Raw genomic sequence first — 12,884 nt, 5'->3', positions numbered from 1 at the left:
ACTGCCGACAGAGCTTAGGAAAGGGCAGCGCTGCGCGACAGGGTCCCGACCATGATTTTCCGGCCGGCGGCGTTGCCGCGGCGCGGCGTCGGGCGGAGAGGTGACGTACGCCGTGCCCCCAGGGGTGATCGGGCGCGTGCCCACGGCGCGTGCGGGGTACTCGGCACCGGCCGGCCACCGCCGGGCCGCGCGCACCCGAGAGCAAAGGAGGGGACGCCATGCCGGCACACGGCACCGTCGCGCAGCGTCTCGTCGACGCCCACCTCGTCGAGGGGAAGGCCGAGGCCGGCGAGGAGATCGGGTTGCGGGTCGACCAGACGCTGACCCAGGACGCCACGGGCACGCTGGTGATGCAGGAGCTGGAGGCGCTGGGCCTCGACCGGGCGCGGACCGAGGTCAGCGTCCAGTACGTGGACCACAACATTCTCCAGGCCGACGAGCGCAACGCCGAGGACCACGCCTTTCTGCGCTCCGCCGCCAACCGCTTCGGCCTGTGGTACTCCAAGCCCGGCAACGGCGTCTCGCACCCCACTCACATGCAGCGCTTCGGCGTGCCGGGGAAGACTCTCGCCGGCTCGGATTCGCACACGTGTGCGGCCGGCTCCCTGGGTATGCTCGCGGTCGGCGTGGGCGGTCTCGAAGTGGCGCTGGCGATCGCCGGGCGGCCCCTCTACGTCCGCATGCCGCGGATCTGGGGCGTACGGCTGACCGGCGAGCTGCCGCCCTGGGTGAGCGCCAAGGACGTGATCCTGGAGATGCTGCGGCGGCACGGCGTCAAGGGCGGCGTGAACCGGATCATCGAGTACCACGGCCCTGGCCTGGCCTCGCTGACGGCCATGGACCGCCACGTCATCGCCAACATGGGCGCGGAGCTGGGCGCGACCGCCACGGTCTTCCCGTCCGACGAGGCCGTCCGCGACTTCCTGCGCGCCGAGGACCGGGAGGCGGACTTCACCGAGATCAGCGCCGCCCCCGACGCCGCATACGACCTCGACGAGGAGATCGACCTGTCGGCGCTGGAGCCGCTGGTCGCCCGGCCCTCGTCGCCCGGCGACGTGGTGCCCGTGCGCCAGGTGGCGGGCGAGCCGGTCTCCCAGTGCGTCATCGGCTCCTCCGCCAACCCAGGGCTGCGGGACTTCGCGGTCGCGGCGGCCATGGTCAAGGACCGGCGCACCGCGGACGGCGTCAGCCTCGACATCAACCCCACCTCCCGCGAGATCCTCCAGGACCTCACCCGTTCCGGCGGCACGTTCGACCTGATCGCGGCGGGCGCTCGGCTGCACCAGAGCGGCTGTCTGGGCTGCATCGGCATGGGCCAGGCCCCGGCCGCGGGCCGCAACTCGCTGCGGACCATGCCCCGCAACTTCCCCGGCCGCTCCGGCACGGAGGAGGACTCCGTGTGGCTGTGCTCACCGGAGACGGCGGCGGCCTCCGCGCTCACCGGCACCCTCACCGATCCCCGCGACTGGGCTGCGGAAACCGGAACCGCCCAGCCCGCGCTCCACCTGCCCGAACACGCGTCCGTCAACACCGGCATGCTGGAGCCCCCGCTGCCCGAGGAGGAGGCCCGGACGGTCGAGCTGCAACGGGGCCCGAACATCTCGGCACTGCCCGACCTCGACCCCCTCCCCGACACTCTGACGGCGCCCGTCCTGCTCAAGGCGGGGGACAACGTCTCCACCGACGAGATCTCCCCCGCCGGGGCGAAAGCGCTGCCCTACAGGTCGAACATCCCCCAGCTCGCCGAGTTCACCTTCACCCGGCTCGACCCCGAGCATCCGCGCCGGGCCAGGGAGCACGACGGCTGCTACCTCGTCGTCGGCGGCGAGAACTACGGACAGGGCTCCTCGCGCGAGCACGCCGCCATCACACCCCGGTACCTGGGCATGCGGGCCGTGGTGGCGCGCTCCTTCGCCCGCATCCACTGGCAGAACCTCGTCAACTTCGGTGTGCTGCCACTGGAGTTCGAGGACGGCGGCGACCACGAGCGCGTCCGCGAGGGTGACACGCTCCACCTGGCCGACCTGCACGCCGCGCTCGCTCCCGAGGCCGAACCCGTGCTGCGGCTGCGCAACGAGACCCGCGACGAGGAGTACGCGGTACGCCACCGTCTCTCCCCGCGCCAGCGCTCCCTCGTCCTCGCCGGCGGCATCATCCCGGCGCTGGCCGCGGAGTGACACCCGTCCGACGACGCGGCGGCCCCGACTCGTCGGCTCGCCCTCCTTTTTCCGGTTCTGTCGCCCAGCCGACCCGTGAACGGGCAACGAACCTCGCGGTATCGGCCCTACGCGGCGGCGAACTGGTCGATGATGGGGCCAGGTTGCTGTCTCAGAGAGGGGTTCCAGGTGAGCGGGGCGGGTCACACGGCACCGAAGCCGGGCACGAAGCCGCACACGGCGCGGCTGTACGACTACTTCCTCGGCGGAAAGACGCACTACGCCGTCGACCGGGAGGCAGCCGTCCCGGCGCTGAACGCGAACCCCCACTCGATGGTCGCCGCGCGGCAGAACCGGGAGTTCATGCACCGCGCCGCGCTGTACGCGGTGAAGGAACTCGGCATCCGCCAGTTCCTCGACATCGGCACCGGCATCCCCACCGCGCCCAACCTGCACCAGGTGGTCCAGGATGTGGCTCCCGAGTCCCGGATCGTCTACTCAGACAACGACCCCATCGTCCTGGCCCACGCACGCGCCCTGATGAGCAGCACTCCCGAGGGAGCCACCGACTACGTCGAAGCCGACGTGCGGGACCCGCGGACCATCCTCGAGCACGCACGCAAGACGTTGGACTTCGAAGCGCCCATCGCCCTGTCGGTCGTCGCGCTGCTCCACTTCCTCCCCGACGAGGACGATCCGTACGGGCTCGTACGCCGGCTCGTGGCCCCGCTGGTGCCGGGCAGCGCGCTGATCCTCTCGCACGGTGCCCTCGACCTCGACGACGGGCGGATGGCGGCCCTCGCCGAGCACTACCGTCAGGCGGTCACGCCCACCCAGTTCCGGACCAGGGAAGAGACCGCCCGCTTCTTCGAGGGGCTCGACCTGGTCGCTCCGGACATCGCTCCGACCTGCGAATGGCGGATGGACCTGGAGCTCGGCCCGGTACGGCAGCTGCCCGGAACCGTCTCGGCCGCCGAGGCGGGCGTCTGGGCGGGAGTGGCCGTCAAGCACTGACCCCGCTCCCCACCGCACTCCCCCTCCACCGGCGTCCCGGCCGGCCGCCCCACTCCGGTTGACCGGCGCCCCGGCTCACCCGCCCGCACCGGCACACACGGCACCTGCCGTGGGGGACGGGGCGCCGGTGCGCATAGGCTCGGCGGATGGCGAAGTACTTCGACGTGCATCCCGACAACCCACAGCCACGCACCATCCGCACAGTGACCGACAGCATCCGGGCGGGCGCGCTCATCGCGTACCCGACGGACTCCTGTTTCGCTCTGGGATGCCAGCTGGGCAGCCGCGACGGCATGACCCGCATCCGGTCCATCCGCAACCTCGACGAACGCCATCACTTCACGCTCATGTGCCAGAACTTCGCGCAGCTGGGCCAGTTCGTCCACGTCGACAACGACGTGTTCCGCGCGGTCAAGGCGGCGACCCCCGGCCGCTACACCTTCATCCTCCCCGCCACGAAGGAGGTGCCGCGCAAGCTGCTCCACCCGAAGAAGAAGACGGTCGGAGTCCGCATCCCGGACCACGTGGTCACCCAGACGCTGCTGGCCGAACTCGGCGAGCCGCTGCTCTCCAGCACCCTCCTGCTGCCCGACGAGGAAGAGCCGCTGACCCAGGGCTGGGAGATCAAGGAGCGGCTCGACCACGTGGTGGACGCCGTGGTCGACTCCGGTGACTGCGGCACCGAACCCACCACGGTGGTGGACTTCTCCGGCGAGGCCCCCGAGATCGTACGGCAGGGGGCGGGCGACCCCGCACGCTTCATGTGACCGAGACCGAGACCGAGACCGAGACCGGGTCCGGGGCCGGGCCCCCGGGCCCGGCCCCGGACCGGCCCACACGGGGAATTCGGTTGTACGGGCCACCGCGCCCTGCGAGCATGCGCGGCATGACCTCCGTCTCTCGCGTGCCCTCGTGCCACGCGTGTCACGAGGCGCCACGACGGGTGTGCAGGGGTCCGACCGGCGCCCGGTAGAGGTGTCGAAGACACGTGCGGGCACCCCGACAACACGTGCGGCCTCGATCCCACCCTCTCCGCCTCGGGGCGCCGCGTTCCGGGACGGCGGCATCCCTCCCCGGCCGCCGCGACCCGCCCTCACCTCGGGAGAAGCGATGCACCACCGGACCGACACCACCACCGAGTCCGACCAGGACCTCTATCCGGCCGACCGCCTCGACCACGCCCGTACCGCCGCAGCCAAGGCGGGGCTGGACGCCCTGCTGATCTCCCCCGGAGCCGACCTGCGGTACCTGACCGGTTACGACGCCATGCAACTGGAGCGGCTGACCTGCCTGGTCGTCCCGGCCGAGGGCCGGCCCTTCCTGCTGGTACCCGCCCTGGAGGAGCCGGCCGCGCAGGCCTCACCCGCCGGAGCGCTGGGCGTGGAGATCCTCGCCTGGCAGGAGACCGAGGACCCCTACGCCGTGGTCGCCTCCCGGCTGCCCGCCTCGGCCACGCGCGTCGGCGTCGACAACCACATGTGGGCGGAGAAGACGCTCGCCTTCCGGACCGCCCTGCCCCGAGCGGAACAGAAACTGGCCGGCACCGTACTGAGCGTGCTGAGGACGCGGAAGACACCGCGGGAGGTCTCGGCCCTGCGGCGCGCCGGGGCGGCCATCGACCGTGTGCACGCCCGCATGGGGGAATGGCTGCGAGCCGGACGCACCGAACGCGAGGTCGGCCGGGACATCGCGACCGCGATCGCCGCCGAGGGCCATGCCCGGGTCGACTTCGTCATCGTCGGCTCGGGACCGCACAGCGCCAGCCCGCACCACGAGCTGTCCGACCGGGTGATCCAGCCCGGCGACCCCGTGGTGGTCGACATCGGCGGCACCACCGCGGAGGGTTACTGCTCCGACTCGACCCGCGTGTACGTCGTGGGCGAGCCGACCGAGGAGTTCCGCAGGCTCCACGACGTCCTCCTGCACGCGCAGCGCGCACAGACCGAAGCCGTGCGCCCGGGCATCACCGCCGAGCAGCTGGACGCCGTCGGACGGGACCTGATCACCCAGGCGGGCTTCGGTGCGTACTTCATCCACCGCACAGGACACGGGATCGGCCTGGAGAGCCACGAGGAGCCCTACATCGTCGCCGGCAGCCGGCAGCCGCTGGCACCCGGCATGGCCTTCTCCATCGAGCCCGGCATCTACCTGCCGGACCGGTACGGCGCACGCATCGAGGACATCGTGGTGTGTACCGAGGACGGCGGGGAACGGCTGAACACCACCGACCGCGAACTGACCGTCCTGTCCTGACGCACCGGCTCCCCTCCCCCACGGGCTTCCCCTGACTGTACGGGCACGCGCGCGGCGCGGAGGGGTCTCGGTGGACCCCGCGTGGACGCGCGGGATCCCGAGGTCTTCTACTGGAGGCCATGAGTCCGCATCCGTCCCGGCCCCGTCTCCGTTTCGCCTCGTCCCGCCTGGGACGCCTGGGTGGGGCCCAGGCCGGGGCCCTCATGGGCGTCGCCTCGATGTCCACCGTCCAGCTCGGTTCCGCTCTGACGGTGCCGCTGTTCGACCGGCTCGGAGCGCCGGGCGCCGCCGGACTGCGGCTGGCGTGGGCGGGTGTGCTCCTGCTGGTGCTGATACGGCCGCGCCGCCGCTCCTTCACCGGCCGGGACCTCGCGGCCTGCGCCGTGCTCGGTGCCGTGACAGCGGGGATGATGCTCTTCTTCATGCTCGCCATCGACCACCTGCCGCTGGGTACCGCGAGCGCGCTGGAGTTCCTGGGTCCCCTCACGGTCTCGCTGCTCGGCCCCGGAGGCGGACGCCTGTGCTGGACTGCCGCCGCCGCACTCGGCGTCGTCGCGCTGACCGAGCCCTGGCACGGCGGTGTCGACGCGGCCGGAGTGGCTTGCGCGCTGGCCGCTGCCGCGTGCTGGGCCGCCTACATCCTGCTCACCCAGCGTGTCGGGGACCGCGTCACCGGCCTGAGCGGGCTGGCCGTCTCCATGCCGGTGGCCGGCATCACCGGGCTCGCTGTGGCAGCCCCTTCGCTGACCGACCGCCTCGCCTGGCAGCCGGTGCTGATCATGCTGGGGCTGGCCGCGCTCAGCCCCGTACTGCCCTTCGCTCTCGAGTTCCTCGCGCTGCGCCGTCTGACCGCGTCCGCGTTCGGCACGCTGATGAGTCTGGAGCCGGCCTTCGCCGTGCTGGTCGGCCTGCTGGTCCTCGGGCAGGTGCCCGGCCTCGGGCCCGCGGTCGGCGTCGCCTTCGTGGTGGCCGCGGGGATCGGCGCGACCCGCGCCGGTGCCCGTGAGGCCCTGCCCGCACCCGCCACCGGGCTCGCGCCCGCGCCCGATCCCGTGCCTGACCCCGGGGAGCCCGCCACCGCTTCGTCGGCCTGAGAAGTGTGAGGGGGCGGGCCGCCCGCCTCCGGACGGCCGCCTGCCCGCCTGCCGCCCCACCCGGCTCTGCTCCACTGCGGCAGGTTCCCGGCGCGGACGTGGCGGGCCGCCCTCACGGGCTCGGCGGCAGGAAGATCAACCGGTCCGCGACCGCGTCCAGGTGCCGCGGCGGCAGGTCCGTCGTGACGGACAGCTCGGCGACGGAGGAGAAGCCTCCGATCTGGGCGCGCGCCCGCGCGACCTCGGCTGCGCGGGGCGCCGGGATGCGCAGCGCCTTGGCCAGTGCGGCCTGAGGCACGTTGTTGACGTCCACGAGGCCGCCGTCGGGAAACGCGCGGTCGCCGAGGTCCACGCGGCCGATCTGCAAGTCCAGCGCCTGCCACGGGTCGGACGCGGCGAGGGCGCGAGCGGCCTCGCGCGCGGCGTGCGCGTCCCGTTGGGCGGCCAGTACCTCGCGCTGCTTCTCCAGCAGGGGCCTGAACGTGTGGTGATCCGTGCCGTCGGGCTTCCACACGGCACCGCGGATCGCGAACGCGTGCCCGGTCCCGACGACGAAGTTGACGAACATCCCCGCCCCGAAAAGCGTCTCGCTGGTCGCGGACACGTCCGGGTCGAAGGTGAAGACGAGCGCGGTCGCCGCGAGGTAGGGCGCCGTCGCCAGGGTCTGCCACCAGCGCTGCATGCGCGCCGCGGCGTGGATCATCAGCGGCGCCGCCGCGAAGCCGAGTGTGAACACGGGCAGCAGTGCCCACAGTGTCGTCAGTACGGACCGCAGCACGTGTGCGCGCCTGATCGAGCGCTTCCAGTCGGCCATGCTGCCCCCCGGTGCAGTCCGCCGTCGGCAGTGGGTGCTGCCGTGGACCATTTTACGGACCCCGCCCGCGCTCGCCGCGTTCCGGAAGGACGCTGACACGGCTTCGTTACCGGCCCGTGCCACCGCTGTCCCACCACGAGGGGGGGGGACGAGCCGGTCGCTGCGCCGCGCGGCGACTCGAACGGCCGGGCGGGGGCCGGTCCTCTGGCGCGCCTTCCACGGGAGCAGGCGGGCAGCGGCGACCCTCTAGATCCGGCACGGACACACACGATTGAGCATGCCCCCCAGGGGTACACGCGCGCCGGACGGTCACCGTGGAAGGGAGCGGAAGGTGCTGAACGGCCCGGTCGGTGGCCCCACCGCCGCGCTGTCGCTGTTGGCCGTGGTCCTGCTCGCGGTGGGCGGACTCCACGGTCTCTCCCGGCTGCTGCGGGTCTCGGCACAGCCGTTGTCCGCCGTTCCGTTCGGCTCGGGTCTTGAGCCGGCCGAACACGCGGTCAGCCGGTTCCACGTCCGCTGGTACACGGTCACCATGCTCTTCCTCGCCTTCGACATGGAGATGGTCTTCATGTACCCGTGGACGCTGGTGATCTCCGCGGTGGGTCCCGGCGCCGTGATCGAGATGTTCGTCTTCTTGGGGATCCTCTTCGCCGGGGTGACGTACGCCTGGCGGGAAGGTGCCCTGCGATGGACCTGAGGGGCGCCCTGCTGCGGGCGACGGCCGCCCGGCCGCACGTGCTCTTGGTGACCACACCGGGCGGAACCGCGGTGCGCCTGGCGGTCGAGCGGCACCTGCGCCGCCTCGACGTGCCGAGCGCCGACGCCCCCGCGGACGCCGACGTGCTGCTCGTCGCGGGCCCCGACTGCCCGTGTCTTGAACCGGCGTTCGACCGGCTGTGGCAGGACATGCCCGAGCCGCGCTGCCGGGCCCGCGTGCGTGGCGCGGAGGCGGTCCCCGAGGTTGTCGACGACTGCCGCGCCATGCTGGCGTCCGCGGCCGGTCAGCGCGGTACGGCCGGGCCCGTCCAGGCCGGGCGCCCCTCGGCCGAGTTGCCGATGGCGCAGGTGGGTTCCGACCGTGACGGACTGACGCTGGATCGGCTGCACGTGCCGCTGGGGCCCCTGCTGTCCGACTGGCCGACGGGGCTGACGCTCCGCCTCACCCTGCAGGGCGATGTCGTCGAACAGGCCCGCGTCGAGGGGCTGCCCCCGCCTGCGGCCGCGCCCTCTCCCCCGTTCTGGGCGGAGCCCTGGCTGCGTGCGGAGGCCGGGGAGCGGGTGACGGTGGGCGCGGCCGCCCGGCGCCGGGCGGCCGCGCATCTCGACAGCCTGGCCCGGCTGCTCTCGGTCGCCGGGTGGCAGGCCGCCGCGACGACCGCCCGTCGGCTGCGGGACGAGCTGCTGACCGGCGTGGACGCCGCCGCCGTCCGGCCCCGCGTGGAGCGGTTCGCCCGCCGCGTCGGCCGGTCCCGGGTGCTGTACTGGCTGACCCGCGGGATCGGTGAGCTGACCGAGGCAGAGGCGCAGCGCGCCGCCGAGCGCGCCGCAACCGGCACAGCGGAGACCGGGCTCGGCCCTGCGGTGGGCCAGGTCCGCGGTGACGTCCCCGCCCGGTACCGGGCCTGGCTCGCCTCCACCGTGCACGCCACGAGCCTGCTGGAGGACGCCACCCCGCTGGGCACCGACGGCGTGGGTCCGCGTGGGTGGGTGCGGGACGGTCTGAGGCCTTCGGCCGCCTTGGTAGGCGTCCTGCCTCAGCTGCTGCGGGGCGCCGAGCTGGCAGCGGCCCGGCTGATCGTCGCGAGCCTCGATCCCGACCCCGACGAGCTGGCGACCGCGGCGCCGAGGGCTCGGGTCCATGGTTGAGGCGGGACGGTGGTGGTCGGTGCTGCTCGCGCCGGCTCTGCTCCTGACGGGGGCGCTGCTGGCGCTGGCCGCCGACACGTGTGCGGCCGCACAACACGCGGGCCGTCGCCGTTCCCTCGCAGCGGTCGGGCGGCGGCTGCTGGAGGTGCCGCGGCTGCTGACGGCGCAGCCCCGCACCCTGCCGGCAGCCGACCGGCTGCTGTGGCGGCTGGGCGTGCTCGTCGTCCCCGCGGCCGCCGTACTGTCCGTGCTGGTCGTTCCGTTCGGGCACCACGGTGTCGCCGATCTGTCGGTGGGCCTGGTCTGGTTCAACGCGATGGAGGTGCTCACCTGGGCCGGGCTCTGGCTGGCGGGCTGGGGGCCGAACTCCGTGTTCTCCCTGGTCGGCGGCTACCGGTTCGTCGCCCAGGGACTGGCGTACGAGCTGCCGCTGATGTTCGCGCTGATCTCCGCCGCGACCGGGGCGCAGTCGCTGCGGCTCGCGGACATCGTCGCGGCCCAGCAGGGGCTGTGGTTCGTGGTGTGGATGCCCGTCGGCTTCCTCGTCCATCTCGCGGGGGTGCTGGCCTTCGCCTTTCTGGGGCCGTTCGCCTACCCGGCGGGACGCGATCTGGCCGGCGGCGTACTGGCTGAGGCGTCCGGGGTGGACAGGCTGCTGCTCCAGGCGGGCCGGTGGCTGTGGCTGACGGCCGGGGCCGCGATGGCGGTGCCGCTGTTCCTCGGCGGTGGCAACGGGCCGGTGCTGCCCGCCTGGGCGTGGTCGCTGCTCAAGACGCTGGCGGTGCTGGGCCTGCTGGTGTACGGGCTGCGCCGGGTGCCGGTGGTGCGCGCCGACCGCTATGTGGAGCTCGCCTGGGTGGTGTTGCTGCCGTTGACGCTCGTGCAGGTGCTGGCCGTGTCGTTGGTCGTCCTGGTCCGTCAAGGAGGTTGAGAGTGGAGGCGGTGTTGCTGTGGGGTCTGGGCGTGGTGGCGCTCGCCTGCGCGGTCGCGGTGTTCGTCTGCGACTCGATGGCCCGGGCCACCTTCGCGCTGCTGGGTTCGCTGGTGTGCGTCGGCGGCGTGGTGTTCGTGCTCGGACTTCCGTACCTGGGCGTGGTGACCGTGTTGATGATGGTCATGGAGATGGTCGTGATGGCCGTCTTCATGGTCGCCTACATGATGAATCCGGCCGGTCTGATGCCGATGTCGATGCTGCACAACAAGCGCGGCGCGCTCTCGATCAGCGCCGCGGTGTTCGCGTCGCTGACCGCCGCCGTCTTCCTGGTGGACTGGCCGCACCGGAGGGGGTCCCCGCCGCGCGACACGACGTTCCAGGTGGGGAAGGCGCTGATGGGCGGGCAGATGCTGACGATGGTCGTGCTCGGTTTCGTGCTGCTGGCCACCATGGTCGCGGCCACCGTCCTGGCCCTGCACCGTGGCCGCTACGACCGGCTCGGTGACGACCTCGACCGGCGCCCTGCCCGTGACCCGGCCGGCGGAGGGGTGGGCCGATGACCTTCGAGTTGGTGCTCGTCCTGGCGGCCGGACTGTTCTCCGTCGGCCTGTTCGGCGCGCTGTCCCAGCAGTCCATCGTCATGATCATGATGGGGATCGAGCTGATGATCGGCGGGGTGATCGTGGCCGCGGCCGACTTCTGGCACTTCCTGGCTCCGGCCGCCGCGGACGGCCAGGTCGTCATCGTGGTCGCGGTGGTGGCGATGGCGGTGGAGATGGCCATGGGGTTCGCCGTCACCACCGCCCTCTACCGCGCCCGCCAGGTGGACACGACCGACATGGCCGGGGAGTTGAAAGGGTGAGCGCGCTGCTGTGGGCGCTGATCGCTCTCCCGCTGGGCGCGGGAGCCGTGCTGCTCCTGAGCGGTCGCCGCTGGAACGCCCTCGCCCCCGGGCTCGGACTCGCCGCCGCGGCGGGCACCTTCGGGCTCGCCGTCGCCTGCGCGGTGTTCCGGCCCGAGGCGAGCGCCCCGCTGTTCGCCGGGGTACGCGCCGGGCTGCGGGTCGACGGCCTCTCCGCCGTCCTCGTGGTCGCGGTCGCGGCGGTCACCACGGCGGTGCTCGTGGCCTCGCCCGGTGAGCTGGGGCCGCGGGAGAACCGGGGGCGGTTCTTCGGGCTGATGCTGCTGTTCGCCGGTGCGATGACGGTCACCGTCACCGCGACCACCCTCCCTTTGCTGCTCATGGCCTGGGAGGTGATGGGGGCGGCCAGTTGGGCGCTGATCGGCTTCTGGTGGCACCAGCCCGACCGGGTGCGGGCGGCCGACACCGCGTTCGTGACCACGCGCGCCGCCGACCTGGGCCTCTACCTCGCCGCGGGCGCCGCCGTGGCCGGCGGGGTGGGCTCCCTCGACCTCACCGCGCTGTCCGGCACTCAGGGAGGGTGGCGGCACGTGGCGTGCGCGGGGCTCGTCGTCGCGGCGCTGGGCAAGTCGGCGCAGCTGCCGTTCTCGTTCTGGCTCTCGCACGCGATGCGCGGCCCCGGTCCGGTCTCCGCGCTGCTGCACTCGGCCACCATGGTCGCCGCGGGCGCCTACCTGCTGCTGCGCCTGCACCCCCTGCTGGTGGCGACCGGGTGGGCCGCTCCTCTGGTCGCCTGGACGGGCGGCGTGACCGCGCTGGCTCTCGGCGTGGTCGCCGTGGCGCAGCGCGCTCTCAAGCAACTGCTGGCGGCGTCGACATCTTCCCAGGTCGGCTTCATGGTGCTGGCCGCAGGCGTGGGCGATCCGGCCGGGGGCACGCTGCAACTGCTCGCGCACGCCGCCGCGAAGTCGGCGCTGTTCCTGGCCGCCGGAGCCTGGCTGACGTCGCTGGGCACCGAACAACTGCCCCCGCTGCGCGGGGCCGTGCGCCGCCACCCGCTGATGGGAGCCGGGTTCGTGGCCGGCGCGCTGGCGCTGGCGGGGCTGCCGCCGCTGTCGCTGTGGGTGGCCAAGGACGAGGTGCTGGCCGCCGCCCGCGCGCAGAGCCCGGGGCTGTACGCCCTCGGCCTCGCCGCTGCCGCGGTCGCCGCCGGCTACAGCGTCAAGGCGCTGTGGTACGTCACCCGTCCGCTGCCGCACGACCACGACCACGACCACGGCCAGGACCAGGACGGCGGGCGGCGCGGCGTCCGGGAGCCGGCCCGCTCGGTGTCCACGCCTGTGGTGGTGCTCGCGGCGGCCGCCGTGTTCCTGGGAGTGGCGGCGCTGCCTGCGCTCTCCGGCCCGCTGCGCGACCTGCTCGGGGGCGACGGGCAACACGCCCCCGCCCCGTGGGAGATGGCGCTCTCGGCCGCCGTCGCCCTGGCAGCGGCGGGCGCGGCCTGGTGGTGGCTGCCGCGCTCCGCCCACGCCGCGCGTACGGCGTCCGCCGGGAAGCGGTGGGCGGCCGACTGGCTCTCCATGGAGCGGGCGGCTCGTGCCGTGCTGGTGCGGCCCGCGCTCGCGCTGGCCCGGGCACTGGCCGCGTTCGACGACCGGGCCGTCGACGGGGCCGTCCGCCACCTCGCGCGCGGCGGCCTGACGTTGGCACGGGGCGCCGCACGGGCTGACGACCGCGGCCTCGACGGCGCCGTGCGGGCGGTGGCCGCGGGATGCCGCCGGCTCGGCGCGTGGGCGCGCAGACCACAGACCGGGCTGCTGCACCAGTACTACGCCCAGGCCGTCGTCGGTTTCGCCCTGCTGCTCTCGATCGTGCTGTTGGTGAGGTAATC

Annotated in this window: 12 protein-coding genes; 11 read left to right on the top strand and 1 reads right to left on the bottom strand. The window is 73.4% G+C overall.

Annotation, left to right across the window (positions count from 1 at the left end; all coding sequences use genetic code 11):
• Positions 1-218 precede the first annotated feature (218 nt).
• From MMF93_RS31285 to MMF93_RS31265, 5 genes are all read left to right on the top strand, one after another.
• Positions 219-2,177 (top strand): aconitate hydratase, encoded by a 1,959-nt coding sequence (locus tag MMF93_RS31285; RefSeq protein WP_242756527.1) that lies wholly within the window; start codon positions 219-221, stop codon positions 2,175-2,177.
• 168 nt (positions 2,178-2,345) lie between these two features.
• A complete protein-coding gene (locus tag MMF93_RS31280) occupies positions 2,346-3,170 on the top strand; it encodes an SAM-dependent methyltransferase (RefSeq protein WP_242756526.1) in 825 nt (274 codons plus the stop codon).
• Between the two features lie 146 nt (positions 3,171-3,316).
• A complete protein-coding gene (locus MMF93_RS31275; protein WP_242756525.1) occupies positions 3,317-3,937 on the top strand; it encodes an L-threonylcarbamoyladenylate synthase in 621 nt (206 codons plus the stop codon).
• 343 nt (positions 3,938-4,280) lie between these two features.
• Positions 4,281-5,423, top strand: a complete 1,143-nt coding sequence (locus MMF93_RS31270; protein ID WP_242756524.1) for a M24 family metallopeptidase — start codon at positions 4,281-4,283, stop codon at positions 5,421-5,423.
• 119 nt (positions 5,424-5,542) lie between these two features.
• The gene (locus tag MMF93_RS31265) at positions 5,543-6,517 is read left to right on the top strand and encodes an EamA family transporter (protein WP_242756523.1); all 975 of its coding nucleotides are present in this window, start codon (positions 5,543-5,545) and stop codon (positions 6,515-6,517) included.
• A gap of 112 nt (positions 6,518-6,629) precedes the next feature.
• Here the strand turns inward: MMF93_RS31265 and MMF93_RS31260 are convergent, their stop codons facing one another.
• On the bottom strand, positions 6,630-7,331 hold the full coding sequence (locus MMF93_RS31260) for a hypothetical protein (RefSeq protein ID WP_242756522.1): 702 nt from the start codon (positions 7,329-7,331) through the stop codon (positions 6,630-6,632).
• Between the two features lie 334 nt (positions 7,332-7,665).
• Between MMF93_RS31260 and MMF93_RS31255 the strand changes: the two genes are divergently transcribed.
• Genes MMF93_RS31255 through MMF93_RS31230 form a run of 6 tightly spaced genes read left to right on the top strand, consistent with a single transcriptional unit; the run spans position 7,666 to position 12,882 of the window.
• Positions 7,666-8,028 carry an NADH-quinone oxidoreductase subunit A gene (locus MMF93_RS31255; RefSeq protein WP_242757869.1) on the top strand — a complete coding sequence of 121 codons (363 nt, stop codon included), beginning with the start codon at positions 7,666-7,668 and terminating at the stop codon, positions 8,026-8,028.
• Positions 8,019-9,197: a hypothetical protein gene (locus MMF93_RS31250; RefSeq protein ID WP_242756521.1), complete on the top strand. Its 1,179-nt coding sequence runs from the start codon at positions 8,019-8,021 to the stop codon at positions 9,195-9,197. Before MMF93_RS31255 ends, MMF93_RS31250 begins: the two co-directional genes overlap by 10 nt.
• A complete protein-coding gene (locus tag MMF93_RS31245) occupies positions 9,190-10,128 on the top strand; it encodes a complex I subunit 1 family protein (RefSeq protein WP_242756520.1) in 939 nt (312 codons plus the stop codon). The genes MMF93_RS31250 and MMF93_RS31245 overlap by 8 nt, the downstream gene beginning before the upstream one ends.
• Before the next feature lie 2 nt (positions 10,129-10,130).
• A complete protein-coding gene (locus tag MMF93_RS31240; protein ID WP_242756519.1) occupies positions 10,131-10,691 on the top strand; it encodes an NADH-quinone oxidoreductase subunit J in 561 nt (186 codons plus the stop codon).
• Complete coding sequence (locus tag MMF93_RS31235; protein ID WP_242756518.1) at positions 10,688-10,993, top strand: NADH-quinone oxidoreductase subunit NuoK; 306 nt, start codon at positions 10,688-10,690, stop codon at positions 10,991-10,993. Before MMF93_RS31240 ends, MMF93_RS31235 begins: the two co-directional genes overlap by 4 nt.
• Positions 10,990-12,882: a proton-conducting transporter transmembrane domain-containing protein gene (locus tag MMF93_RS31230; RefSeq protein WP_242756517.1), complete on the top strand. Its 1,893-nt coding sequence runs from the start codon at positions 10,990-10,992 to the stop codon at positions 12,880-12,882. Before MMF93_RS31235 ends, MMF93_RS31230 begins: the two co-directional genes overlap by 4 nt.
• Positions 12,883-12,884: the final 2 nt, after the last annotated feature.

Source organism: Streptomyces tubbatahanensis (assembly GCF_022699385.1).
Classification (GTDB): domain Bacteria; phylum Actinomycetota; class Actinomycetes; order Streptomycetales; family Streptomycetaceae; genus Streptomyces; species Streptomyces diacarni.
This window is presented reverse-complemented; position numbering and strand designations above follow the sequence as displayed.